This is a genomic window from Herbiconiux liangxiaofengii, assembly GCF_041927335.1.
In the GTDB taxonomy this organism is placed as follows: domain Bacteria; phylum Actinomycetota; class Actinomycetes; order Actinomycetales; family Microbacteriaceae; genus Herbiconiux; species Herbiconiux liangxiaofengii.
Window position 1 is genome coordinate 273190 of sequence record NZ_JBHFHD010000006.1, and the last position, 24293, is coordinate 297482.

Genomic DNA, 24293 nt, shown 5'->3' on the forward strand with positions numbered 1-24293 from the left:
CGCGTGACGCCGAACGAGGCGGCGGGCCCCGTGACGGATGCGGCCGAGCTCCGCGCGGAGAACTGGGGCTGGCGGCACGCGGGTCGCTCGTCGTGGGCGGTGCGGGGTCTCGACCTCGTCATCCGCCCCGGCGAGCGGGTGCTGCTGCTCGGTGCCTCGGGTGCCGGCAAGTCCACCCTGGTGCACGCCTTCGCGGGCGTGCTCGGCGGTGCAGACGAGGGCGAGCAGGAAGGCTCGATCACCGTGGGCGGCCTGCCGCCCGAACGCGTGCGCGGCCGCACCGGCCTCGTGCTGCAGGACCCAGACTCCCAGGTGGCCCTCGCCCGCCTCGGCGACGACGTGGCGTTCGGCTGCGAGAACCTCGGCGTTCCGCGCGACGAGATCTGGCGGCGGGTGCAGACCGCGCTCGACGCGGTGGGCCTCGACCTGCCGCTGGACCGCCCCACCTCCGCGCTCTCCGGGGGCCAGAAGCAGCGGGTGGCGCTCGCCGGGGTGCTCGCCATGCAGCCCTCGGTGGTGCTGCTCGACGAGCCGACCGCCAATCTCGACCCGGTCGGCGTGGCCGAGGTGCGGGATGCGGTGGCCGGGGTCGTGCGCGCCTCCGACGCGACCTTCGTGGTGATCGAGCATCGCGTCGATGTGTGGCTCGACGTCGTCGACCGCGTGATCGTGCTCGAGCCCGGCGGGGGAGTGCTCGCCGACGGCGACCCCGCGACCGTGTTGCGGGAGCGCGGCGAGGAGCTCGCCCGCGGCGGTGTCTGGGTTCCGGGCATCGACCCGCTCGGCGGCGAGCCCGCGCGTCACCCCACCGTGCAGACAGGGGCTCCGGATGTCTCTGCCGGCCTTCTCTCGACGCGCGACCTCGCCGTCAGCCGAACCCCCGCATCCGTCGCCGCGCGCCACCTCGACGTCGACGTCAGAGAGGCCTCCGCGCTCGCGCTCACCGGACCGAACGGTGCGGGCAAGTCGACGCTCGCCCTGACGCTGGCCGGGTTGATCGAGCCGGTCGGCGGACGGTTGAGCGCCCTGCCCGCACTCACCGGCGACCCGTCGCCGGCCGAGTCCGCCGCCTACCTGCCGCTCGCCGGAGCCGACCTGCGGCGCCACCGCCGAGCCGTGCGTGACGCCCGCCGCCGTTCGGGAGTCCGCGGCCGGCCGCTCGGCGCGCATCCGTTCGACTGGCCGTCGCGGGAGTTGCTCACCCGAATCGGCACGGTGTTCCAAGACCCCGAGCACCAGTTCGTGTCGTCGACGGTGCGCGGCGAGCTCGAGGTGGCGCTGAAGGCGCTGAAGCTCGACGAGGCCGAGATCGCGGCGCGGGTCGCCGAGACCGCCGGGCGACTGCGGCTCGACGGACTGCTCGCCGCCAACCCCTACACGCTCTCGGGCGGTGAGAAGCGGCGCCTGTCGGTGGCCTCGGTGCTCGTGGCGCGACCCAAGGTGCTCATCCTCGACGAGCCCACGTTCGGCCAGGACTCCCGCACCTGGGCCGAGCTGGTACGCCTGCTCGGCGAGCAACTCGACCGCGGCACCGCGGTGGTGGCCGTCACCCACGACCGCGCGTTCATCGACGCGCTCGCCGACGTCGAGCTCGTCGTGCACCCCGCAACGGATGCTGCGGTGCGCCGATGAGCATCCTCACCCCGGTGCGCGGCTCGGGCCGCATCTTCGCCGTGAACCCCGTGGCGAAGCTCGCGGCCTCGCTTCTGCTCAGTGTGTTCCTGCTCGTGACCGTCGACTGGGTGTCGGCCGCCGTGGCGCTGGCGCTGGAGAGCGTGCTGTTCATCTGGGCCGGGCTGACTGCGAGCGCCTTCTTCCGGCGCACGGCCGCGGTGTGGATCGCCGCCCCGCTCGCCGGAATCACCACGGTGCTCTACGGGCTGCCGTCGGGACACGCCTTCTTCGAGTTCGGCCTCATCCACATCACCGAGGGCTCGGTGCAGCTCGCGCTGGCCTCCACCCTGCGCATCCTCGCCATCGGGCTGCCGGCCGTGGTGCTGTTCGCCACCGTCGACCCCACCGATCTCGCCGACGGTCTGGCCCAGGTGCTGCACCTGCCCAGCCGGTTCGTGCTGGGCGCGCTGGCGGCCCTCCGCCTGGTGGGGCTGTTCCTCGACGACTGGCGGCAGCTCGAGCTCGCCCGCCGGGCCAGGGGCATCGGCGACACGGGCCGGCTGCGTCGCTTCGCGAACCAGGCCTTCGCTCTGCTCGTGCTGTCGTTGCGCCGGGGCAGCAAGCTCGCCACGGCGATGGAGGCGCGCGGCTTCGGCGGCAGCACGACGCGCACGTGGGCCCGCCCGTCGACCTTCCGCGCCCGCGACTGGGTGCTCATGGGTATCGGATTCGTCATCGGGGCCGCGGCCCTGTCGATCTCCGTCGCCACCGGCTCCGTGAACTTCGTGCTGGGATAGGGGCCCGATGACCATCATCCTGATCGACGGCCCGAGCGGCTCCGGCAAGACCGCACTGGCCCTCCGGATGAGACGGGGCTGGGTGGGCGACGACCTGCCCACCCTCGTGCACCTCGACGACATCTACCCGGGCTGGGACGGGCTCGAGCAGGCGAGCACCCACGTGCACGAGAACCTGCTGCTCCCGCTGCGGAGCGGGCTCCCCGCCCGCTGGCAGCGTTGGGACTGGGCGCGGGACGAACCCGCGGAGTGGACCGGGATCGACCCCGGCCGGCCCCTGATCGTCGAGGGCTGCGGCGCGCTCAGCCGGCAGAACGCGGCGCTCGCCGATCTCACCGTGTGGGTGGAGACCGATGACGTCGAGCGCAAACGGCGCGCCCTGGAGCGTGACGGTGAGCTGTACGCCCGCGAGTGGGACCGATGGGACGCGCAGTGGCGGGCCTTCGTGGCGCGGGAGCGTCCACGGGAGGTCGCGACCATGGTGGTGCCCACCTGAGGTGGGCTGCGCCCAGACGGTTCGAGCCGGGCCCCGCCGCGCTCAGCCGAACCGCGAGTCGATGAACGCCTCGATCACCGGCACCGGATGCGTCAGCCTCCAGAACGGCCCCGGGTCACCGATGCGCCCGTCGAGTTCGAGCAGCACGTTGAGCGGGCCGTCGGGGGTCGTCACGGTGACGCTGCCCACCTGTTCGCCTCGCGACCCGGTGCTCAGGGTCTTGGCGTCGACCTGGTACTCCAGGGGAGTGGTCACCCAGAGCAGCCGGCTCTCGGTGCCCATGGCCACGCCGTTCGCCGACTCACCCCAGTCGGTGGTGTAGGTCACGTAGCTCTGCCCCTCGGTCACCACCGGCGTCGAGCGGATGGTGGTGGCCGCCGTGGACGCCAGCGCGGCCAGATCGGCGTCGAGCGTCTCCCAATCGGGTTCGCGCAGGAATGCTCCCACCAGGGTGACCGACCCGGCGTCGGTGGTGACGTCGAGGGCGAACAGGAAGCACACCCCCGCCTCGTCGGTGTAGCTGCGTGAGAGCCCCGTGTAGCCCTGATCGGTGGCGTACTTCGCCAGGTTCTCGACCGGCCGGTTGCCGTTCACGCGGGCGTCGCTGCTGGCCATGATCTCGGCGATCGCCGGATCGGCCATCGCGAGCGAGGCGATGCGGGCGAGGTCGGACGCCGTGCCCACGTCGCCCTCGGCGAGCCCGTTGGTGTCGACGAGCTGAACGCTGGTGAGGCCCTTCTCGGTGAGCCAGGCCTGCGCGGCCGCGAGGTAGCCGTCGATCGAGCCGAAGGCCCACCTGGCCAGCGCATCCGCGTGGTTGTTGCTGGAGCCGAGCAGCATGGCCTGCAGCATCTCGCGCTGCGACCAGGTCTCGCCGGCGATGAACGAGATGGCGCGGGCCCGCTCGCTGAGGTACTGCACGTACGAGGCGTAGTCCTCCTGGGTGATCGGCACCGATTCGCCCGCGGCGCCGGCCGCGAGCGGCTTCGCGTCGAGCACCACCAGCGCGGTGATGACCTTCGCGGTGCCGCCGATGGGAACGGCCGCCGCCTCGCCGCCCGAGGTGAGCACCGCATCCGACCCCGACGCCATGACGGCGCTCGCGCCCGTCTGCGGCAGCGCAGGGACGGCTGTGGTGGCCGCGTCGGCCGGCGCCTGCACCACCGTGGCGGTGGCCGGCGGCAACGGCCCCACGAGGGTGGCGGGGCCATAGACGCCCACCGCGAGGATGACGAGCGCGCCGATCATGATCACGACGGCGCGGAGCACCTTGCGCCCGGGAGAACCTGCCATGGCTCCAGGCTAGAGGGCACGCCCGACGCCCGCCGTGAACGCCGGCGGCTCGGCGTGCGTCAGCCCCAGCCGAGCTCGTGCAGCTTGGCGTCGTCGATGCCGTAGTAGTGCGCGATCTCGTGCACCAGGGTGATGTGCACCTGGTCGTGCAGCTCGTCGAGGTCGTCGCAGATCGACAGCAGGGGCTCGCGGTACAGGATGATGCGATCGGGCATCTCCCCGAAGCCGTACTGGCCACGCTCGGTCACGGCCACGCCGTCGTACAGGCCGAGCAGATCGAGCGAGCCGTCCTCAGGCCGGTCCTCGATCACGAACACCACGTTGTCGAGACCGTCGAGCATGTCGTCGGGCAGCTCGTCGAGCTCGTCCGACACGAGTGCGTCGAACTCGTCGGCGGTCATCTCGATCATCCGGCTCCCTCGCATCGGCACCAGGCCGCGGATACGACGATGGCCCGGCGTGAACCGGGCCATCGTGGGTGACTCACGTCACCAGTGGGGTGAATAACGGGACTCGAACCCGCGACATCCGGCACCACAAGCCAGCGCTCTACCAACTGAGCTATATCCACCATGGTCACCCTGCGACCGAGATCGCGAGGCAACGGGAATACAGTCTATTACATCTTCGAGGTGAAGTCGCGCACCACGTCCGACGAGATGGTCTTGAGCTCGGCCGACGAGGGTCCGGGCTCCGGGATGAAGACCGCCTTGCGGTAGTACTCCAGCTCACGGATGGACTCGAGGATGTCGGCCAGTGCCCGGTGCCCGCCCGCCTTCTCGGGGGCGTTGAAGTACACCCGAGGGAACCAGCGCCGGGCGAGCTCCTTGATCGAGGACACGTCGATGCTGCGGTAGTGCAGGTGCCCGTCGACCCGCGGCATGAACTTGGCCAGGAACATCCGGTCGGTACCGATGGTGTTTCCCGCGAGAGGGGCCTGCTGCGCCGTGGGCACGTGCTGCAGGATGTACTCCAGCACCTGGTACTCGGCGTCGGCGAGGCTCACGCCGTTCGGGATCTCGTCGGCGAGACCGCTGGATTCGTGCATCGCCGTGACGAAGTCGTTCATGTGGGCGAGCGCGGAGTCGTCGGGCTTGATCACGACGTCGAAACCCGGGTCGACGAGATTGAGGTCGAAGTCGGTGATGACCACGGCGACCTCGACCAGTTCGTCGACCTCGAGGTCGAGCCCCGTCATCTCGCAGTCGATCCAGACGAGACGGTCTGAGGAAGAACTCATGCGAGAAGTCTAGAGGGGCGCTGATCGTAAACTGACGGCGATGATTACGACACTCGCCATCCTGCTGTTCGTCAACGCCGCCTGGAACGCCATCGTGTGGCCGCAGTTCTACAAGCGGGTGAGCCGCGACGAGCGGGCCCGCGACGCGAACGGCAAGCCCACGAGATTCCTCGTCGTGCACGCCGTGCTGATCGGCATCTCGCTCGTGATCGCGGTGATCTCGCTCATCGCGGGGATCGTGGCCCTGGCGGGCGCCTGACCGGCCGTACCGGTTCGCCCGCCAGCGTTCCCCCGGCTCGAACGGTGTGCCCCTGGCTGGATTCGAACCAGCGACAAACGGATTAGAAGGCCGGTGCTCTATCCACTGAGCTACAGGGGCGACCAGAGAATCGTACTCCGTCCGGCTCAGTCCGTCGGGCCCGGGGTGCGGTCGTCGGTGGTGCCGGTGGCCGAGGTCGGGGCGGCGGCTCCCACGGTGGCGGGCTTGCGCGCACCGAGTCCGCGGCTGCCGGTGCCCGAGGCCACCTGCTGCACGATGGGGCGGGGGTCGTGCGTGGGAGCCAGCGGCGCCGACGGCTGGATGGGGGTGGCCTGGGTCGGCACATCCGTGTAGTCAGGGCGAACGGATGCGCCCAGCGGGGTGGCGGGCCGGTTCACCACGGCGGGTCGCTGCGGAGCCTGGGGCTGGGCGGCGTCGGGCCGGGCATACGTCTCGTGGTGCTGCTGCGCCACCCAGGACTCCTGCTGAGCGGCGAGCTCACCCTCCTTCGAGGAGTCGACCGCGGCCCAGCGCTCGAGGTCGGCCTGGAAGAGCTTCTTCTCGCGGCCGGGGCGACGCTGCCAGTCGAGCAGGCGATCGCGGAACTCGATCACGGCCGGCTCGATCTGGTAGCCGAAGGTGGCCGATTCGCGCTTCATCTCGGCGAGGCAGCGGGCCGCCCAGTCGGCCGCGATGTCGGAACCCCTGATGGGCAGCAGGCGCACCTGGATGTCGGCCTGGCCGGTGGCGCGGGTGGAGAGGATCTGCTCCTGCGGCGACAGGGCGTTCCACACGGAGGCCTGCTCGGCCGCGTCGATCAGGGCGGCGATGGCCGACACCTTCTGCTCGCGATCGTGCTTGGCCAGCAGGCGCTTCACCGAGGAGTGCGCGATCCACGCGGCCAGCAGACCGGCCACGATGATGGCCGCGGCGGGCAGCACGAGGCTCGAGACGACGTATTCACCATCGGATGACGCGAGCCATCCGGAGAGTCCATTCCACCATTCCATGAGCCGCACGATACCCCCGGGTCAGCCCTCTGCCGGGGCGACCGGCCGGTGTCGCCCCGATCGCTGCCGAACCGCGATGTCGCGCGTCATCGCAGGCACTCCACCGCGTCCTCGCGGGCCGAGAACTCGCCGATGTCGCCCACCAGGCCCGAGGAGTAGCGGCGCTTGGCGCGATAGAGCACCCCGAACCCGTCGACCGACTCCTCCACGTAGCCGAGCACGGCACCGGATGCGCCCGAGACGCGCCAGTAGCCGTCACGGATGCGGTGGACGACGGGACCCTGGACCGTGGTGCTCTGCGTGGTGGTGGGCATGACCCGACGGTACGGCCGGCCACCGACATCCGTCCCCGCCTGCGAACGTAGAATCCAGGCATGGAAACTTTCGTTCTCGCCGGAGGCTGCTTCTGGTGCCTCGACGCCGTCTACCGCACCCTCGAAGGCGTGCACGACGTGGTGTCGGGCTACACCGGGGGCACCGTTCCGAACCCCACCTACGAGGAGGTCTGCACGGGTACGACCGGTCAGGCCGAGGCCGTCGCGGTCACCTTCGACCCCGCCGTCATCCCGGCCGACATCATCCTCGACGTGTTCTTCACCCTGCACGACCCGCGCCAGCTCAACCGCCAGGGCAACGACGTGGGCACTCAGTACCGCTCCGCCATGTTCTACGACGGCGACGAGCAGAAGCACCTGTTCGAGGCCGCGCTGCAGCGCGCCGACGAGCTGTGGGACGGCGGGGTCGTCACCACGCTCGAGCCGCTGGGCGAGTTCTTCCGCGCCGAGGAGTACCACCAGGACTTCTTCGCCAAGAACCCGGGCCAGGGCTACTGCATGGCCGTCGCCGTGCCGAAGGTCACCAAGGTGCGTAAGGCCTACGCGAAGTACATCAAGGCCGCGTAGCCCGCACTCCTCCTGCACATCCGCCAACGGGCGGGGCCTGTCCACAGAACAGGCCCCGCCCGTTCGTCGTGTGCTCCGGATGCGCAGACTCGGTGCACCGGAACGCCGCCAGTGGCGCTTCGGCTCACCGACCGCTACCGACAGAAGGAGCACGACATGCCCGACCTCATCACCCTCACCGGCGTCGTCGCCACAGAACCGAGGCACATCACCACGAACGCCGGGCTCGAGATCACGAGCTTCCGGCTGGCTTCGAGTCAGCGCAAGTTCGATCGCGAGCAGAAGCGCTGGGTCGAGGCCGACACGAACTGGTACACCGTCACGGCCTTCCGGCAGCTCGCGGCGAACGCCGCGTCGTGCCTCAAGCTCGGTCAGCGGGTGCTGGTCACCGGCCGGCTCCGCATCCGCGACTGGCAGAACAACGACAAGTCCGGCACCACGGTCGAGATCGAGGCAGAGGCCCTCGGGCACGACTTGAGTTGGGGAACGACGGTGTTCGCCCGTTCGGCACCGCCGGCCGGGGCCGGGTCGGGCGACGCGCCCTCGGCCGAAGCATGGCCGGGCGGTTCGACGGAGGCCGCGGGGCCGGTGGCGACCCAGACCGGCGACGCCGACCATGCGGGCGATGTGGGCGACGTGGGCGATGCGGGGGCCCGCCGCGAAGCAGCCGACCTGGTGCCGTTCTGACCGGGGCGGGGCACTCTCCCAGGCGGGGCCGTCGGGCACCGCATAAACTCGTCACGGTTTCACAGGTCGGAGCATGGGGCACCGCGATCGAGAGGACTGTTCGAGCGATGCAGACGAGAAACGGCGAGCCGCGAGGCACACTCCGACAGCTGATCCGGCGGGGCGCGGTGGCTGTGGCGGTGCCGATCGCGCTGGCCGGGCTGCTGACGGCGTGCACGAGCGATCCGGAGCCCACGGCCACGCCGGTGGCGAGCGCGGCTCCCACGAGCGCCGCGCCCACGACACCGGCGGCTGCTCCCACGGGCACGCTGAAACCCGACGGGTCGGCCGCCGACAACAAGGCCTTCTTCGACGAGACGAACCAGGCGCTGATCGCCTCGAACCCGGCCGCCGGGGGAGTCGAGTTCACCAGCAACCTGCGCAGCAAGGGCTTCGACATCGCGGCCATGCAGGTCACGCCCGACATCACCACCGTCGGGGTGGCCGCCGACTCGATCCAGTTCTCGGTGCGCTGGAAAGACGAGTGCCTGATCGGTCAGTACGGTCAGGGCGCGTACACCAGCAGCGTCATGCCGGTGCTGGGCACGGGCGGATGCCTGATCGGCCAGACCCGGACCATAGACTGGTAGGCATGGCCGAATACATTTACTCGATGGTGCGCGCCCGCAAAGCGGTGGGCGACAAGCTGATCCTCGACGACGTCACGATGGCGTTCCTGCCGGGGGCCAAGATCGGGGTGGTCGGTCCGAACGGTGCGGGTAAGTCCACGATCCTCAAGATCATGGCGGGGCTCGACACCCCCTCGAACGGCGAGGCGAAGCTGACCCCCGGGTTCACCGTGGGCATCCTCATGCAGGAGCCAGAGCTCGACGAGTCGAAGACCGTGCTCGAGAACGTGCAGGAGGGCGTCGGCCCCATCAAGGGCAAGATCGACCGCTTCAACGAGATCAGCGCGCTGATGGCCGAGCCCGACGCCGACTTCGACGCTCTGCTGGAGGAGATGGGCACCCTGCAGGAGGCCATCGACGCCGCCGACGCCTGGGATCTCGACTCCCAGCTGGAGCAGGCCATGGACGCCCTGCGCACGCCTCCGGGCGACGCCTCGGTCGCCAACCTCTCCGGTGGTGAGAAGCGCCGGGTCGCGCTCTGCAAGCTGCTGCTGCAGAAGCCCGATCTGCTGCTGCTCGACGAGCCCACCAACCACCTCGACGCCGAGAGCGTGCTCTGGCTCGAGCAGCACCTGTCGCAGTACCACGGCGCCGTGCTCGCCGTCACCCACGACCGATACTTCCTCGACCACGTGGCCGAGTGGATCGCGGAGGTCGACCGCGGTCGCCTCTACCCCTACGAGGGCAACTACTCCACCTACCTCGAGAAGAAGCGCGAGCGCCTCGAGGTGCAGGGCAAGAAAGACGCGAAGCTCGCCAAGCGCCTCGGCGAAGAGCTCGACTGGGTGCGCAGCAACGCCAAGGGCCGTCAGGCGAAGTCGAAGGCCCGTCTGGCCCGGTATGAAGAGATGGTCACCGAGGCCGAGCGCACCCGCAAGCTCGACTTCGAGGAGATCCAGATCCCGGTCGGCCCGCGCCTGGGTGCTCAGGTCATCGAGGCCAAGAAGCTGCACAAGGGCTTCGGCGAGCGGGTGCTCATCGACAACCTGTCCTTCACGCTGCCGCGCAACGGCATCGTCGGTGTGATCGGCCCGAACGGCGTCGGCAAGTCCACGCTGTTCAAGACCATCGTGGGCTTCGAGCCGCTCGACAGCGGTGAGCTCAAGATCGGCGAGACCGTCGACATCTCCTACGTCGACCAGAGCCGTGGCGGAATCGACCCCAACAAGACGCTCTTCGAGGTCGTCAGCGACGGGCTCGACTACATCCAGGTGGGCAAGACCGAGGTGCCCGCGCGCGCCTACGTCTCGACGTTCGGCTTCAAGGGCCCCGACCAGCAGAAGAAGGCCGGCGTGCTCTCGGGTGGTGAGCGCAACCGCCTCAACCTCGCGCTCACCCTGAAGCAGGGCGGCAACCTGCTGCTGCTCGACGAGCCCACCAACGACCTCGACGTCGAGACGCTCTCGAGCCTCGAGAACGCCCTGCTCGAGTTCCCCGGTTGCGCCGTGGTCATCACCCACGACCGATGGTTCCTCGACCGCATCGCCACGCACATCCTCGCCTACGAGGGCACGGCAGACGACCCGGCCAACTGGTACTGGTTCGAGGGCAACTTCGAGGCCTACGAGGAGAACAAGATCGAGCGCCTCGGTGCCGAGGCCGCGAAACCCGGCCGGGCCACGTATCGCAAGCTCACCCGCGACTAGACCCATGCGGCTGCACGTTCCGATCCAGCTGCGCTGGAGCGATCTCGACGCGTACGGGCACGTGAACAACGCCTCGATGCTGAAGATCCTCGAGGAGGCGCGCGTCTTCGCGTTCTGGGTCGACGGCGACCTCGCCGACCCGGAACAGGCACAGTGGTCGACGGCGGTCATCGACGCCGGCCCTGAGGCCGACACCAAGAGCGTGATCTCCCGCCAGGAGATCGAGTACGTCACCTCGATGCCCTACATCCGCCAGCCGATCGACGTCGAGCTCTGGATCGGGCACCTCGGCGGTGCGAGCCTCGACGTGTACTACGAGGTCAAGAGCCCGGTCGGCGTCGAGCCGCGGGTCACCTACGTCAAGGCCTCCACCACGCTGGTGCTCGTCGATGCGGCCACCGATCGGCCGCGGCGGATGCATCCGCACGAGCGCGCCGCGTGGGAGCCGTATCTCGATGCACCGCTGACGTTCCGCCGCCGGGACTGACCGCGGCGCTCTGCGTCGCGGCATCCGGAGCCGACTTCGGCGCCCTGCGCGGTGCCTGCCTCGCTGCCGACTTCGGCGCCTGCGTCAGCGCTTGACGCGGAGCATGCCCTCCTGGGCCACGGAGGCGATCAGGCGACCGGAGAGGTCGTAGATGTGCCCGAGCGCGAGGCCGCGCCCACTGCTCGCGCTCGGCGAGCTCTGCGTGTAGAGCAGCCATTCGTCGGCGCGCGCGAAGCGATGCCACCACATGGCGTGGTCGAGGCTCGCCATCTTGAGGTCGGGCCGGGCCCAGGCCACGTCGTGGCGCCGCATCACCGGTTCGAGGATGGTGTAGTCACTGGCGTACACCAGGGCGGCCCGATGCAGGTCGGGGTCGTCGGGCAGGGTGCCGAGGGCCTTGATCCACACCGCCTGCCTCGGCTCCCGCTCGCCCTCAACCTGGAAGTACAGCGGGCCGGGAACGTGCCGCATGTCGAAAGCGCGTTCCCGCGCCCAGGTGCGGGCCACGGGATGGTCGACCCGCGAGAGCACCTCGGCGGCGCTCGGCAGCTCGTCGGGGCCGGGCAAGTCGGTGGGCATCTCGAGCTGGTGCTCGAGGCCCTCGTCCTCCGACTGGAACGACAGGATGGCCGAGAGGATCGGCACGCCCTTCTGGTAGGCCTGGGCGCGCCGGGTCGAGAACGAGCGGCCGTCATGGATGCGATCGACCGCGAAGGTGATGTCGGCACTGGCGTCGCCCGGCCGCAGGAAGTAGCCGTGCAGTGAGTGCACCGATCGGTCGTCGTCGACCGTGCGGGTGGCCGCCACGAGCGCCTGCGCGAGCACCTGGCCGCCGAAGACACGACCGTTCGGCATCGACTGCGAGGGGCCGGTGAAGATGTCCTCGGTGGTGCGGGCGCCGGTGTCGACGAGGTCGAGGGTGGTGAGGAAGGCGGTCAGCGCGTCAGTCACGATTCTCTCCTGATGGTTCTGCAGGGTGAGGATGCGTGCGCATCCGTCGCTGTGAAGTAGTTTAGACAGCACAGATGGTCCAGTCCTTCACCCTCATCGACGCCGCTTCGCTCGGCGATCTCAAGGTGTACCTCGGGCGCGCCGCCCGGGTCGAGAACGGGTCGACGCGCCTCCTCGGCGGTCTGGGCGTGCTCGCGGCCTACACCGCCACGCTCACGCCGAAGGGCCTGCTCGATCGTGCGCCGACGGTGCTGGGGCTCCGCACTTTCGCTCTGGCCACCCCGGAACCGTTCGACACGGTGGTGTCGATCCGGGCGCTGCTGGACCGGCTGGCTCAGCTGTCGCTTCTCAGCAACTCCGCCGAGGGGCCGCTGGAGATCCCGTTGCCGCCGGGGGAGCAGGGTGTGGCCTGGGCCGGAATCAGCCCGCCGCGCGGCGGCTGGGAGGCGGCCGGCGTGGTCGACTCCGCGGTGATCGAGGAGGCCGCCCGGGCGGGGATCGCCGAGGTCGCCGCCGCGGTCGGCGACAGCACCGGCGAGCAGCTCGTGCACAAGGTGCGGTCCGAGGTGTGGGGCCGCGATCTCGACGTGCTGCCCGACCTCGAACCGCGCATCCCGGCCGGCGCCGCGTTCAGTGCCGTGAGCCTCGGCTTCGTCAAGCCCGGTGACGATGTCTCGGTCTACGCCTCGGGGCCCTGGGTGCGCCTCAGCACCCGCCGCGGCCACGTCCTGGCCCGCCGCTGAAAGCCCCACCCCCACCCCCACCCCCACCCCCACCAAACCCCTCGCCGACCCGTCGCAAAACGCCCTTTGGGGCAGCTGAAAGGGCTGTTTGCGACGGTTCGGCGCACGGTGGCGCGGGGCGCGGGGCGGGAGCGGCCGTCAGAGGGAGGCGGCCGCCGCGCGGCCCGCGGCGCGGCCCGAGAAGAGGCAGCCGCCGAGGAACGTGCCCTCCAGCGCCCGGTACCCGTGCACCCCGCCGCCGCCGAATCCGCTCGCCTCGCCCGCGGCGTAGAGCCCCGGCACCACCTCGCCCGAGGCCGAGAGCACCCGCCCGCCCAGATCGGTCTGGATGCCGCCGAGGCTCTTGCGCGTGAGCACGTGCAGCCGAACGGCGATCAGCGGCCCGGCCGCCGGATCCAGCAGCCGGTGCGGCTTGGCCACCCGGATGAGCTTGTCGCCGAGATACCGCCGCGCGCCGCGCACCGCGGTGATCTGCGCATCCTTCGTGAACGTGTTCGCGATCTCGCGGTCGCGCGCGTGCACCTCACGGGTGATCTGCGCCGCGTCCAGGGGAACAGAGGGCTCGAGCGCCGCCATCCCGTGCACCAGCTCCGGCAGCGACGAGGCCACGACGAAGTCGGAGCCCTTCGCCTTGAAGGCCTCCACCGGCCCCGGTGCACCCGGCCGGATGCGCTGGGCCAGCAACTTCAGGTCACGCCCGGTGAGGTCGGGGTTCTGCTCGCTGCCCGAGAGCGCGAACTCCTTCTCGATGATCGCCTGCGTGAGCACGAACCAGCTGTGCTCGTACCCCGTCGAGAGGATGTGCTCCAGGGTTCCGAGCGTGTCGAACCCCGGGAACAGCGGCACCGGCAGCCGCTTCCCGGTCGCATCGAGCCAGAGCGACGACGGCCCGGGCAGGATCCGGATGCCGTGCAGCGGCCAGACGGGATCGTAGTTCTCGATGCCCTCGGTGTAGTGCCACATGCGGTCGCCGTTCACGAGTCGCGCACCGGCCCGCTCGCTGATGCCGAGCATCCGCCCGTCGACATGTGCGGGCACGCCCGAGAGCATCGACGCCGGGGCCGGGCCGAGTCGCTCGGGCCACTGCTGCCGCACCAGCTCGTGGTTGCCTCCGATACCGCCGCTCGCCACGATCACGGCTCCGGCCGTCAGCTCGAAGGCACCCACCACCTCGCGCGAGCTGGGTTCACCCCGGCCAACCGTGCTCGCGGCCAGTACCGAGCCCCTGGCGCCCGTGACGCGGGTTCCGGATGTCGGTGCCCCCGCGTCATCCGTCGTCACCGACCCCGCGGCCCCCGACGTGACCAGCTCGTCCACCCGGTGCCGGTGCAGGACGCGAGCTCGTCCCTCCGCCACCCCGCGCGCGAAACGCCGGAGGAACGGCTCGAGCACCCCGGGCCCCGTACCCCAGGTGATGTGGAACCGCGGCACCGAGTTGCCGTGCCCGTTCGCGGTGTAGCCGCCGCGTTCGGCCCAGCCCACCACCGGGAAGAACCGCACCCCGAGCGAGTTCAGCCAGGCGCGCTTCTCGCCGGCGGCGAACTGCAGGTACGCCTCGGCCCACTTGCGGCCCCACTCGTCTTCGGGGCGGTCGAAACCGGCCGAGCCGAGCCAGTCCTGCCGGGCGAGCTCGAGGGAGTCGCGCACGCGCATCCGCCGTTGCTCGGGGCTGTCGATGAGGAAGATGCCACCGAACGACCACCACGCCTGCCCGCCGAGGGAGGAGGCGGGCTCCTGCTCCAGCACGGTGACGCGCTTACCCGTCTCGAGCACCTCGCAGGCGGCCACGAGACCGGCCAGACCGGCTCCGATCACGATCACATCGGTGGATTCCACGGGCAACTCCTTCGTCGCGGTGAGATCGGGGCGCAGGCGGCCGGGTGGGCCGACGTCGAGGTGCCCCTAGTCCTCGAACGTATTCACCATGGCATGCGCGGCGCGCTCGAGATAGTCCCAGAGCAGATCGCGGTCGGCCGGGGCGAGGTCGATCGAGTCGACGGCGGCGCGCATGTGCAGCAGCCAGCGGTCGCGGGCGTCGGGGTTGACCTTGAAGGGGTTGTGGCGCATCCGGAGCCGCGGGTGGCCGCGCTCCTCGCTGTAGGTGCCGGGGCCGCCCCAGTACTGCTCGAGGAAGAGGGTGAGCCGGCGCACCGCACCGTCCCAGTCGTCGGCCGGGTACATGGGCTTCAGCACCGGATCGGTCTCGACGCCCTGGTAGAAACGCTCGACGAGGGCGACGAAGGTGTCGTGGCCGCCCACCTGGGCGTAGAACGGGTTCTCGGGCACCTTCGGGGTGAGGTCCAGGGGCTTGGGCGTGAGATCCATGGACTACTCCTGGTTCGAGGGCGGCGTGGGCGGTTCGGATGACGCCGGCGGCGCGGGCCGGTCGGATGAGGCGGGCTGGTCGGATGAGGCGGGCCGGTCGGATGACGCGGGCTTCGGCGGCTTCGTGAACGACAGCGGGTGCTGCGGCTGCTCCTGCGGTGGCACCGTGCCCTGCCTCGGTGCCTTGGCGGCACGGCCGCGCGGCTTCTTGGTGAGCGCCGGCGGATCCTGCGTGGTCACCGGCCTGGTCTTCGGCGGGCGCGCGCCCTGCACGCTCGCCGCCCCCTCGAAGCCGGTGAGCACCACGGTGCTGAGCGAGGGCAGCGTGACACCGATCTCGTCGACGGCGCGTTTGAGCCGCAGGCGCAGCTCGCGGGCCACGTCGTCCTTCGCGGCGGCACGGGTCTTCACCACGATCCGGATGACCAGGTTGTCGGCCGAGATCGACTCCAGTCCCCAGAGCTCGGGCTTCTCCACGATGCGCGACCGCCACTTCGGCTCGGCGGCCATCGCGGTGGCGGTGGACAGCATGAGCTCCTGCACCCGCTCGAGGTCGGTGTCGTACGGGATGGCGAGGTCGATGATCACGCGCGACCAGCCCTGCGACATGTTGCCCACTCGCAGGATCTCGCCGTTGCGGACGAACCAGAGCGTGCCGTTCACGTCGCGCACCTGCGTGATGCGGATGCCGACGCCCTCCACCACACCCGTCGCGGGGCCGAGGTCGACCACGTCACCCACGCCGAGCTGGTCTTCGAACACCATGAACAGGCCGTTCAGCACGTCTTTCACGATGTTCTGCGCGCCGAAGCCGAGGCCGGCGCCGAGGGCGGCGGTCAGCAGCGCGAGAGACCCGAGGATGCTGGAGTCGATCGTCTGCACCACCAGCAGGATCGAGATCACCACCACCGAGACGTTGATGATGTTCTTCAGCACCGAGCCCAGGGTGCGGGTGCGCTGCACCGTTCGCACCGCGGAGAGCGGCGACACCACCAGTGCCTGGGTGTCGGCCACGTTCTGTTTGCGCTTCACCCCGCTGACCACCTGGTCGACGAGTCGCCGCACCGAGGTCAGCAGCACGGCCCGCACGATCACGGCCCCGATGATGATGACGAGCACGCCGATGGGCTTGCTGTAGTCGTGAGTGAAGGACGTGATGTTCGCCCAGATCATGTTCCAGTCCATAGACCTGCGACCTTACCCGTGGCGTCTTGGCGCGACCTCAGTGCGGGGTGGTGGGTCGGCACCACCACCCCGCACGGAGCGCAGCTAGCTCGCGTCGCGCTTCTGCGCCGCGAGCGCGCGGTCGACGCCCGCGAGGTTCTCGATCACGATGCGGCGAAGCGCCGGCGGCTCGCCGTTCTGATCGAGCCAGGCCTGCGTGGCGTCGCGCAGCTCCTGATTGGCGAGCGCAGCCGGGTAGAGACCGTTGATCACCGAGCTGGCGATGGCGTAGCTGCGGGTCTCCCAGAGCCACTGCAGCGACTCGAAGTAGCGCGCCACGAGCGGCTCGAACAGGGCCGGGTCGCTGCCGCGCTGGAAGCCGAGGCCGGTCGCCCGCACGATCGCGTTCGGCGCCGTGTCGACGTCGACGAGCGACGCGAAGGCTGCGGCCTTGCCCTCGACGGTGGGCAGGGCAGCGCGGGCGTGCGCTGCCGACTGCGCGCCCGAGGCCGTGTTGTCGGCCTCCAGCGTCGCGGCGATCTCGTCTTCTCCGGCCTTGCCGCCCGCCACCAGGGCGATCAGCAGCTCCCAGGTGAGGTCGGTGTCGATGTCGAGGCCCTCGAGCACGACGGTGCCGTTCTTGAGGTGGGCCACGTTCTCGAGCTGCTCATCCGTCGACGCGAGAGCGGCGAAGAACTTCACGAACTGGAACTGGGCGTCGGAACCGGGCGCGGCGTCGAGCACGAGCTGCCACAGCGTGGTGGCGGCCTGCTCGATCACGGCGTCACGCGCATCCGGAGCCACGTAGCTCGAGGCGGTGAGCACGAGCTGGCCGAGCACCGTGCGGATGGTGGTGGACTCGGTCTCGGTGGCGATGTTGCCGAGCACCAGGCGCACGAAGTCGCGCGGGCGGGTCTCGGCGTCGCGCGTCGCATCCCACACCGAGCCCCAGACCAGCGAGCGGGCCAGCGGCGACTCGATCTTCGCCAGGTCGTCGAGGGCGGTGTCGAGCGAGTAGCCGTCGAGCCGGATCTTGGCGTAGGCCAGGTCGTCGTCGTTCAGCAGCACGAGCGCCGGGCGTGAGCGGCCCACCAGCTCGGGCACCGGGGTCGACTCGCCGTCGACGTCGAGCTCCACCCGGTAGGTGCGCACGAGCTTCTCGCCCTCGAGCTCGTAGAAGCCGATCGCGAGGCGGTGCGGGCGGATGGTCGGGTAGTCGAGCGTGGCCTCCTGAGCCACCGCGAACGACACGATCTCGTCGTTCTCGTCGTACTCGATCACCGGGCGCAGCGTGTTGACGCCCGCGGTCTCGAGCCACAGCTCCGACCAGCTCGCGAGGTCGCGACCGCTCGTGGCCTCCAGCTCGACCATGAGGTCGTTCAGCTCGGTGTTCGAGAACTGGTGCTTGTTCACGTAGGCGGCGACGCCCTTCATGAACTCGTCCTGGCCCACCCAGGCCACGAGCTGCTTGAGCACCGAGGCGCCCTTGGCGTAGGTGATGCCGTCGAAGTTCACCTGCACGTCTTCGAGGTCGTTGATGCGCGCCACGATCGGGTGGGTGCTCGGCAGCTGATCCTGCCGGTAGGCCCAGCTCTTCTCCATGGCGGCAAAGGTCGTCCAGGCCTCCTTCCACTCCGTGGCCTCGGCGGTGGCGAGGGTCGACATGTACTCGGCGAACGACTCGTTCAGCCACAGGTCGTTCCACCAGCGCATGGTCACGAGGTCGCCGAACCACATGTGGGCCAGCTCGTGCAGGATCGTGACGACCCGGCGCTCACGCACCGCATCCGTCACCTTCGACCGGAACACGTACGTCTCGGTGAACGTCACCGCTCCCGCGTTCTCCATGGCGCCGGCGTTGAACTCGGGCACGAAGAGCTGGTCGTACTTGGCGAAGGGGTAGGGGAAGTCGTACTTCTCCTCGTAGAACGCGAAGCCCTCTCGGGTCTTGGCGAAGATGTAGTCGGCATCCATGTACTGCGCGAGTGAGGCGCGGCTGAAGACGCCGAGCGGGATCTCGCGGCCGTCGGCGCTCGTGAGCGAGGAGCGCTCGACGATGTACGGGCCGGCCACGATGGCGGTGATGTAGCTGGAGATGCGCGGGGTGGGCTCGAACGACCAGGTGGCGCTCTGCCCCTCGACCGCGACGGTCGGCGTCGGCGTGGGGGAGTTCGACACGACCTCCCAGTAGTCGGGCGCCGTGACCGTGAAGCTGAAGGTGGCCTTGAGGTCGGGCTGCTCGAACACCGCGAACATGCGGCGCGAGTCGGGCACCTCGAACTGGCTGTAGAGGTACACCTCGTCGTCGACCGGGTCGACGAAGCGATGCAGGCCCTCACCGGTGTTGGTGTAGATCATGTCGGCGTCGACCACGAGCGTGTTCTCGGTCTGCAGCGAGGGCAGCTGGATGCGCACGCCGTCGCTCACCTCGGCCGGGTCGAGCGTCTCGCCGTTGAGCGTCACCGAGTGCACCGTGCGCGTGATGGCGTCGATGAACGTCGAGGCCCCCACCGCCTCGGGGATGGCACTGAAGGTGACGGTGGTGGTGCTGCGGAACGTCTCGGGGCCCGTGGTGAGGTCGAGGACGACGTCGTAGCTCGAGACGCTGATGATGGCAGCGCGCTCGCGCGCTTCTGCGCGGGTGAGGTTTTCTCCAGGCACGTGTCTGCTCTCCTTTTCGATTGCCCGATCAGCCTAATGCGATGATGAGACGGTGACTTCAGAGAAGACGAGCGTTGATTTCTGGTTCGACCCCTCCTGCCCCTGGGCTTGGATGACCTCCCGCTGGGTGGACGAGGTGGCGCTGCACCGCGACCTCGACGTCACCTGGCACATCATGAGCCTCGCGGTGCTCAACGAGAACAACGACGTGTCGGAGGAGTACCGGGCCTTCTTCCCGCGTGCCCTGCGCTACACGCGGCTGGTGACGGCGGCGGGCGAGCTGCACGGCCAGGAGGTGGTGAAGCCGCTGTACGACGCACTCGGCACGCGCATCCACCCCGGCGGTTCGATCGACCCCGACGAGGTGATCCCCGCGGCGCTCGCCGAGGTGGGGCTGCCGGCCTCGCTCGCGGCGTACTCCGAGTCGGACGAGTACGACCCGCAGATGCGGGCCTCGCACTTCGACGGCATCGAGCGGGTGGGCCAGGATGTCGGCACCCCCGTGATCGCGGTGAACGGCGTGGCCTTCTTCGGCCCGGTGATCAGCCCGGCACCCACCGGCGAGATGGCGCTGACGCTCTGGGACGGAGTGGTGGCGGCCGCCTCCTACGACGGCTTCTTCGAACTCAAGCGCTCCCGCACCCGCGGCCCCCAGTTCTAGCCGGATCCACGGCGAGACAGGCGCACGGCGGATGGGTCGCGAAGCCCGAGGGCGCTGCACGGTCGATGGCGAGCTCGTCGACGTGCGGCTGCACCTCCACTCCGGGGGTCTCGACCTGCGCGGCGGGCTGCAGCGCACGTTCGACCGCGCCGCCATCCACGACATCAGCGGCGCCGACGGTGTGCTGCGGTTCCGGGTGGCCGACGAGGTCGTCGAGATCGCGCTCGACGACTCCGCCGAGCGCTGGGCCGTGGCCCTCGCCGCCGCGCCGCCCACTCTGCTGAGCAAGCTGGGTCTCGGGCCCGGCGCGACCGCCTTCGTCATCGGAGAGCTGCCGGAACCCCTGGGGCACGTGATCGCACCCCACGCGACGGATGCGGGGTCGGCGGCCATGATCGTCGTCGCGGTGGCCGACGACGGTGTGCTCCGTTCTCTTCCGGGCCTGCTGGAGCCCCTGCACGCCGGCCGGCCGGTGTGGGTGGTGCACGGGAAGGGCGCGTCACCCGCTCCGGGCGCCACGGCCGTTCGGCAGCTCCTGCGCGAGGCGGGCTACCGCGACACGAAGGTCTGCGCCGTCGCGGACGCCTGGTCGGCGACGCGGTACAGCGCCGTCCCGTAGTTCGAGCCCGCGAACGGATGCGCGTGGCCCGCTGCCAATAAACTGGCCAGCATGCGCATCCACATCGGCACCGATCATGCCGGACTCGAGTTCAGCCGGGTCATCACCGAGCACCTCACCGCCGCCGGACACGAGGTCGTCGACCACGGCCCCGAGAGTTACGACCCCATCGACGACTATCCCTCGTTCTGCATCAACGCGGCCCGCGCGGTGGTGCGCGACCAGCAGGCAGGCATCGAGGCGCTCGGCGTGGTGTTCGGCGGCTCGGGCAACGGCGAGCAGATCGCGGCCAACAAGGTGGCCGGCGTCCGAGCCGCCCTGGCCTGGAACGAGGCGACCGCGAAGCTCGCCCGCCAGCACAACGACGCCAACGTGGTGGCCGTCGGCGCCCGGCAGCACTCGGTCGACGAGGCGATCGCGCTGATCGACTGGTTCATCGCCGAGCCGTTCTCGTTCGAGGAGCGCCACGTGCGCCGCATCGCCCAGCTGGCCGAGTACGAGGCCACCGGTCTCATCGCCGACCGCGTCATCGACGCCTGAGCCGTTCCGTCATGCCCGAGGGTCATTCCGTTCATCGCATCGCGCGGCAGTTCGCCGCGAACTTCGTGGGCCATCGCGTCTGGGCGAGCTCGCCCCAGGGGCGTTTCGCCGAGGGCGCCGCGATCCTCGACGGCCGCACCATGACGGGCGCCCGCGCGGTGGGCAAGCAGATGTTCCTCGAGTTCGACGACGGCGTGTGGCTCCGGGTGCACCTCGGCATCTACGGCGCCTGGGACTTCGCGGGCGAGATCACCACCGACGCCACCATCCGCTCGGCGGCCGGCCGCATGGGGCAGACGAACATGCGCGGCACCGACCTCGAACCGGGCCTCGGCGCCCAGGCCGAGGGCACGATCGACGAGCTCGCGGCGGCGGGGGAGCTGCCGGCGCGCGCCCGCGAAGCCCTGGCCGCTGAAGCCGCCGGGGAGCTCGACGACGCCGACGGCGAGGACTCCGTGCGCTCGATCGGGGCGCCGAGGCGCTCCCGCCTGCGCATGGCCGAGCAGGAGAAGGAGACCGAGGAGGAGGGCGCCTTCCCGCCCGCCCCGGTCGGCGCCGTGCGCGTGCGCCTGCTCACCGAGACGGCCGTCGCCGACCTCCGCGGCCCCACCGCCTGCGAGGTGCTCGACGCGGCCCAGGTCGACCTGGCGATCGCGAAGCTCGGGCCCGATCCGCTGCTCGACGACTCGGCGGAGGCCGAGGAGCGCTTCGTCGCCGCGGTGGCCAAGAAGCCCACGCCGATCGGGCTGCTGCTGATGGATCAGAGTGTGGTGAGCGGCATCGGAAACGTCTACCGCGCCGAGATGCTCTTCCGCGCCCGCCTCAACCCGCACACCCCGGGCAAGAAGGTTCCGGCCGAGACCACGCGAGCCCTCTGGCGCGACTGGGCCTACCTGCTCGACCTCGGCGTGCGCACCGGCCAGATGCTCACGATGGACGGGCTCGACCCGGCCGCCAAGGCGAAGGCCATGGCCAGCCGTGCCGACCGCCACTGGGTCTACAAACGCGAGGGCCTGCCGTGTCGTGTCTGCGGCACCAACATCGTGCTGGAGGAGTTCGGCGGCCGCAAGCTCTACTGGTGCCCGGTCGACCAGGCCTGAATCCAGCCAGAACCTGCCCCGTCACCCGCCGACCGCACCCGAGAAAGGCCCGCCATGCGCCACACCCCGTCGTTCGACCTCACCGATCCGGCCGAGGTCGCCGAGCTGGTGCGCCAGAACCCGTGGGCCACGCTCGTCTCCGCCACGACCGACGGCCTCGTCGCCTCGCACTACCCGGTGCTGGTCGAACCGGATGCCGACGGCGCCCTCACACTGGTCACACACGTCGGCCGGCCCGACGAACGCCTGCACGAGCTCGGCGACCATGAGCTGCTCGTCATCGTGCAGGGCCCCCACGGCTACATCTCGCCCGGCTGGTACGACGAGCACCCGGCCGTGCCGACGTGGAACTTCGTGGTGGCCCATCTCTACGGCCGGCCCGAGATCCTCGACCCGGCCGAGAACCTCCGCGTGCTCGAGCAGCTCGTCGACCACTTCGAGCAGCGCCTGCCCGACCCGCAGACCATGCGCGGCACCCTGGCCAACTCCGCCTACGCCGACCGCATCAGCGCGGGCACCGTCGGCATCCGGATGCGCGTCGACCGGTTCACCGCGAAACGCAAGATGAGCCAGAACAAGCCCGAGAGCACCGTTCGGCGGGTCGTCGACGGTCTCGAGGGCGACGGACCCTACGCCAGCGAGGCGCTCGCGGCCGAGGTGCGGCTGGCCAACCCGGCCGTGTTCGCCCCACCGGCGCAGTCGGTCGACACCGAGCACACGACCGACACCGAGCGCACGACCGACACCGAGGAGGTCTCCGGATGACCGAGGCACTGCTCCTGGCCGGTGGCCGGCTGCCCGGCAGCTCGGCCGAGGGCCGCTTCTCCGACGGTGGCGCCGCCGTCGACGTCGTGGTCATCGACGGCGAGATCGCCGTGATCAGCCCGGCGGGCTCCGGAACCCCGAAAGGCTTCGAGCGGATCGAGCTCGACGGCCGCTGGGTGGTGCCCGGCCTCTGGGACAACCACGTGCACTTCACCCAGTGGGCCGCGGCCTCCCGGCGGCTCGACGTGTCGGCCGGCCGCTCGGCGGCCGAGGTCGCCACGCTGGTGGGTGAGGCCGCCCGACGGCAGGCCACCGGATCGCCCGTCACCGACACGGCGGCCGCCGGCGGCGTGGTGGGCGGCGTCGAGCTCGCCGCCGGGGGAGCAGGCGCCTCCGACGTGCTCGTGGGTGTCGGGTTCCGCGACGGGCTGTGGGCCGATCAGCCCACCGCCGCGCTGCTGGACGCCGTGACCGGCAGCCGCCCCGTGGTGCTCGTCTCGGCCGACCTGCACTGCGTGTGGCTCAACTCGGCGGCGCTCGGCCGCTTCGGCCTCGACGGCGACGCCGCCGGTTCGCCGCGCGGACTGCTGCGCGAAGACGCCGCGTTCGGGGTGCACCGCGCTCTGGCCGACACCCCGGATGCCGCTGCCGACGCCTGGGCGCGGGATGCCGCACGCGCGGCGGCGTCCCGCGGCGTGGTGGGCGTCGTCGACCTTGAGATGGCCTGGAACGCCGAGGTGTGGGCGCGTCGCGTCGCGGCCGGCCACGACGCGCTCCGCGTGGAGTTCGGCGTCTACCCGCACCATCTCGATCGCGCCGTGGCCGAGGGGCTGCACACCGGCGACCCGCTCGCGGGCGGGGGCGGACTGATCACCGTGGGCCCGTTCAAGGTCATCACCGACGGCTCGCTCAACACCCGAACGGCCTTCTGCTACGACGAGTACCCCGGACTCGAGGGCCGCGCCGACGCGCGCGGCCTGCTCACGGTGCCGCCGGCCGAGCTGGTCGAGCTGCTCTCGCGGGCGAAGGCGGCGGGTTTCGGCGCCGCCGTGCACGCCATCGGCGACCACGCGAACAGCCTGGCGCTCGACGCGTTCCGGGCCACCGGCATCCGGGGTTCGCTCGAGCACGCCCAACTCGTGGCGCCGGCCGACCTGCCGCGGTTCGCCGAACTCGGGGTGATCGCCAGCGTGCAGCCCGAGCATGCGATGGACGACCGCGACGTGGCCGACCGCTACTGGGCGGGCCGCACGGGGCAGGCGTTCGCGCTCGGCGGTCTGCTGGCCGCGGGGGCCACGCTGGCCCTCGGTTCGGATGCGCCGGTGGCGCCGCTGGACCCGTGGGTGGCGATGGCGGCCGCGGTGGGGCGCGCCCGCGACGGCCGGGAGCCGTGGCACCCCGAGCAGCGCATCCCCGCGCCCGCCGCGCTGGCGGCCTCGACCCGGGGACGCAGCTCGGTGCGCACGGGCGACGTGGCCGACCTCGCGGTGGTGGAGCACGACCCGTTCACGGCGAGCCCTGAGGCGCTGCGGGCGATGCCGGTCGCGCTGACGCTCCTCGCGGGGCGCGCCACCCACCGCGCCCTCTGACCCTTAAACACCAGATCCGTCACTTTCCGCCCCAAAAACCAGGTTATGGGGCGAAAAGTGACGGATCTGGTGGGAT

General features: G+C 70.6%; 26 protein-coding genes and 2 tRNA genes. 16 read left to right on the plus strand and 12 right to left on the minus strand.

The genetic code is table 11. The annotated features are described in order from the left end of the window. The first annotated feature begins 3 nt into the window (after positions 1–3). Genes ACEXOR_RS05030 through ACEXOR_RS05040 form a run of 3 tightly spaced genes read left to right on the plus strand, consistent with a single transcriptional unit; the run spans position 4 to position 2907 of the window. Positions 4–1632: an ABC transporter ATP-binding protein gene (locus tag ACEXOR_RS05030; RefSeq protein WP_374848437.1), complete on the plus strand. Its 1629-nt coding sequence runs from the start codon at positions 4–6 to the stop codon at positions 1630–1632. Continuing rightward, positions 1629–2411 carry an energy-coupling factor transporter transmembrane component T family protein gene (locus ACEXOR_RS05035; RefSeq protein ID WP_374848300.1) on the plus strand — a complete coding sequence of 261 codons (783 nt, stop codon included), beginning with the start codon at positions 1629–1631 and terminating at the stop codon, positions 2409–2411. Before ACEXOR_RS05030 ends, ACEXOR_RS05035 begins: the two co-directional genes overlap by 4 nt. A 7-nt stretch (positions 2412–2418) precedes the next feature. Continuing rightward, positions 2419–2907 (plus strand): nucleoside/nucleotide kinase family protein, encoded by a 489-nt coding sequence (locus ACEXOR_RS05040; RefSeq protein ID WP_374848301.1) that lies wholly within the window; start codon positions 2419–2421, stop codon positions 2905–2907. Between the two features lie 42 nt (positions 2908–2949). Here ACEXOR_RS05040 and ACEXOR_RS05045 read toward each other — a convergent pair whose 3' ends face one another. From ACEXOR_RS05045 to orn, 4 genes are all read right to left on the minus strand, one after another. Continuing rightward, positions 2950–4200 carry a D-alanyl-D-alanine carboxypeptidase family protein gene (locus tag ACEXOR_RS05045; RefSeq protein WP_374848302.1) on the minus strand — a complete coding sequence of 417 codons (1251 nt, stop codon included), beginning with the start codon at positions 4198–4200 and terminating at the stop codon, positions 2950–2952. 59 nt (positions 4201–4259) lie between these two features. Next, positions 4260–4610: a metallopeptidase family protein gene (locus ACEXOR_RS05050; protein ID WP_374848304.1), complete on the minus strand. Its 351-nt coding sequence runs from the start codon at positions 4608–4610 to the stop codon at positions 4260–4262. A gap of 85 nt (positions 4611–4695) precedes the next feature. Continuing rightward, a tRNA-His gene (locus tag ACEXOR_RS05055) sits at positions 4696–4771 on the minus strand. Between the two features lie 48 nt (positions 4772–4819). After that, positions 4820–5440 carry an oligoribonuclease gene (orn, locus tag ACEXOR_RS05060; protein WP_374848305.1) on the minus strand — a complete coding sequence of 207 codons (621 nt, stop codon included), beginning with the start codon at positions 5438–5440 and terminating at the stop codon, positions 4820–4822. A gap of 40 nt (positions 5441–5480) precedes the next feature. Between orn and ACEXOR_RS05065 the strand changes: the two genes are divergently transcribed. Next, a complete protein-coding gene (locus tag ACEXOR_RS05065; RefSeq protein ID WP_374848306.1) occupies positions 5481–5699 on the plus strand; it encodes an SCO4848 family membrane protein in 219 nt (72 codons plus the stop codon). A gap of 47 nt (positions 5700–5746) precedes the next feature. Here the strand turns inward: ACEXOR_RS05065 and ACEXOR_RS05070 are convergent. From ACEXOR_RS05070 to ACEXOR_RS05080, 3 genes are all read right to left on the minus strand, one after another. Beyond that, positions 5747–5819: transfer RNA gene (locus ACEXOR_RS05070), tRNA-Arg, on the minus strand. A 26-nt stretch (positions 5820–5845) separates the two neighbouring features. Then, positions 5846–6709: a hypothetical protein gene (locus ACEXOR_RS05075; RefSeq protein WP_374848307.1), complete on the minus strand. Its 864-nt coding sequence runs from the start codon at positions 6707–6709 to the stop codon at positions 5846–5848. Between the two features lie 86 nt (positions 6710–6795). Then, positions 6796–7023: a hypothetical protein gene (locus tag ACEXOR_RS05080; RefSeq protein WP_374848308.1), complete on the minus strand. Its 228-nt coding sequence runs from the start codon at positions 7021–7023 to the stop codon at positions 6796–6798. Between the two features lie 60 nt (positions 7024–7083). Between ACEXOR_RS05080 and msrA the strand changes: the two genes are divergently transcribed. From msrA to ACEXOR_RS05105, 5 genes are all read left to right on the plus strand, one after another. Then, positions 7084–7611: a peptide-methionine (S)-S-oxide reductase MsrA gene (msrA, locus tag ACEXOR_RS05085; RefSeq protein WP_374848309.1), complete on the plus strand. Its 528-nt coding sequence runs from the start codon at positions 7084–7086 to the stop codon at positions 7609–7611. Positions 7612–7767: 156 nt separating this feature from the next. Beyond that, on the plus strand, positions 7768–8298 hold the full coding sequence (locus ACEXOR_RS05090; RefSeq protein WP_374848310.1) for a single-stranded DNA-binding protein: 531 nt from the start codon (positions 7768–7770) through the stop codon (positions 8296–8298). Positions 8299–8405: 107 nt separating this feature from the next. After that, positions 8406–8927, plus strand: a complete 522-nt coding sequence (locus tag ACEXOR_RS05095; RefSeq protein ID WP_374848311.1) for a DUF6993 domain-containing protein — start codon at positions 8406–8408, stop codon at positions 8925–8927. Between the two features lie 2 nt (positions 8928–8929). Further along, positions 8930–10612 carry an energy-dependent translational throttle protein EttA gene (gene ettA, locus ACEXOR_RS05100; RefSeq protein ID WP_374848313.1) on the plus strand — a complete coding sequence of 561 codons (1683 nt, stop codon included), beginning with the start codon at positions 8930–8932 and terminating at the stop codon, positions 10610–10612. A gap of 4 nt (positions 10613–10616) precedes the next feature. Next, positions 10617–11099, plus strand: coding sequence for an acyl-CoA thioesterase (locus ACEXOR_RS05105; RefSeq protein ID WP_374848314.1), 483 nt, complete (start codon positions 10617–10619; stop codon positions 11097–11099). An 84-nt stretch (positions 11100–11183) separates the two neighbouring features. Here ACEXOR_RS05105 and ACEXOR_RS05110 read toward each other — a convergent pair whose 3' ends face one another. Next, positions 11184–12074 (minus strand): acyl-CoA thioesterase, encoded by an 891-nt coding sequence (locus ACEXOR_RS05110; protein ID WP_374848438.1) that lies wholly within the window; start codon positions 12072–12074, stop codon positions 11184–11186. 50 nt (positions 12075–12124) lie between these two features. Between ACEXOR_RS05110 and ACEXOR_RS05115 the strand changes: the two genes are divergently transcribed. Then, positions 12125–12793, plus strand: coding sequence for a DUF8185 domain-containing protein (locus ACEXOR_RS05115; RefSeq protein WP_374848315.1), 669 nt, complete (start codon positions 12125–12127; stop codon positions 12791–12793). 138 nt (positions 12794–12931) lie between these two features. On the opposite strand, the gene ACEXOR_RS05120 is transcribed toward ACEXOR_RS05115, so the two are convergent. The 4 genes from ACEXOR_RS05120 to pepN form a co-directional block, all read right to left on the minus strand. Next, positions 12932–14635 carry an FAD-binding dehydrogenase gene (locus ACEXOR_RS05120; RefSeq protein WP_374848316.1) on the minus strand — a complete coding sequence of 568 codons (1704 nt, stop codon included), beginning with the start codon at positions 14633–14635 and terminating at the stop codon, positions 12932–12934. A 60-nt stretch (positions 14636–14695) separates the two neighbouring features. Next, entirely contained in the window at positions 14696–15118 is a 423-nt protein-coding gene (locus ACEXOR_RS05125; protein ID WP_374848318.1) for a globin, read from the minus strand. Positions 15119–15121: 3 nt separating this feature from the next. Further along, complete coding sequence (locus ACEXOR_RS05130; protein ID WP_374848319.1) at positions 15122–16291, minus strand: mechanosensitive ion channel family protein; 1170 nt, start codon at positions 16289–16291, stop codon at positions 15122–15124. A gap of 96 nt (positions 16292–16387) precedes the next feature. Beyond that, complete coding sequence (pepN, locus tag ACEXOR_RS05135) at positions 16388–18943, minus strand: aminopeptidase N (protein WP_374848320.1); 2556 nt, start codon at positions 18941–18943, stop codon at positions 16388–16390. 52 nt (positions 18944–18995) lie between these two features. On the opposite strand from pepN, the gene ACEXOR_RS05140 reads away from it, so the two are divergent. Genes ACEXOR_RS05140 through ACEXOR_RS05165 form a run of 6 tightly spaced genes read left to right on the plus strand, consistent with a single transcriptional unit; the run spans position 18996 to position 24217 of the window. After that, positions 18996–19604 carry a mycothiol-dependent nitroreductase Rv2466c family protein gene (locus ACEXOR_RS05140; protein WP_374848321.1) on the plus strand — a complete coding sequence of 203 codons (609 nt, stop codon included), beginning with the start codon at positions 18996–18998 and terminating at the stop codon, positions 19602–19604. Positions 19605–19635: 31 nt separating this feature from the next. After that, complete coding sequence (locus ACEXOR_RS05145) at positions 19636–20223, plus strand: hypothetical protein (protein ID WP_374848322.1); 588 nt, start codon at positions 19636–19638, stop codon at positions 20221–20223. Positions 20224–20274: 51 nt separating this feature from the next. Beyond that, entirely contained in the window at positions 20275–20763 is a 489-nt protein-coding gene (locus tag ACEXOR_RS05150; protein WP_374848323.1) for a ribose-5-phosphate isomerase, read from the plus strand. Positions 20764–20774: 11 nt separating this feature from the next. Continuing rightward, complete coding sequence (locus ACEXOR_RS05155; RefSeq protein ID WP_374848324.1) at positions 20775–21863, plus strand: Fpg/Nei family DNA glycosylase; 1089 nt, start codon at positions 20775–20777, stop codon at positions 21861–21863. Positions 21864–21917: 54 nt separating this feature from the next. Then, positions 21918–22628 carry an FMN-binding negative transcriptional regulator gene (locus tag ACEXOR_RS05160; RefSeq protein WP_374848325.1) on the plus strand — a complete coding sequence of 237 codons (711 nt, stop codon included), beginning with the start codon at positions 21918–21920 and terminating at the stop codon, positions 22626–22628. Continuing rightward, positions 22625–24217, plus strand: coding sequence for an amidohydrolase (locus tag ACEXOR_RS05165; RefSeq protein ID WP_374848326.1), 1593 nt, complete (start codon positions 22625–22627; stop codon positions 24215–24217). The genes ACEXOR_RS05160 and ACEXOR_RS05165 overlap by 4 nt, the downstream gene beginning before the upstream one ends. Positions 24218–24293: the final 76 nt, after the last annotated feature.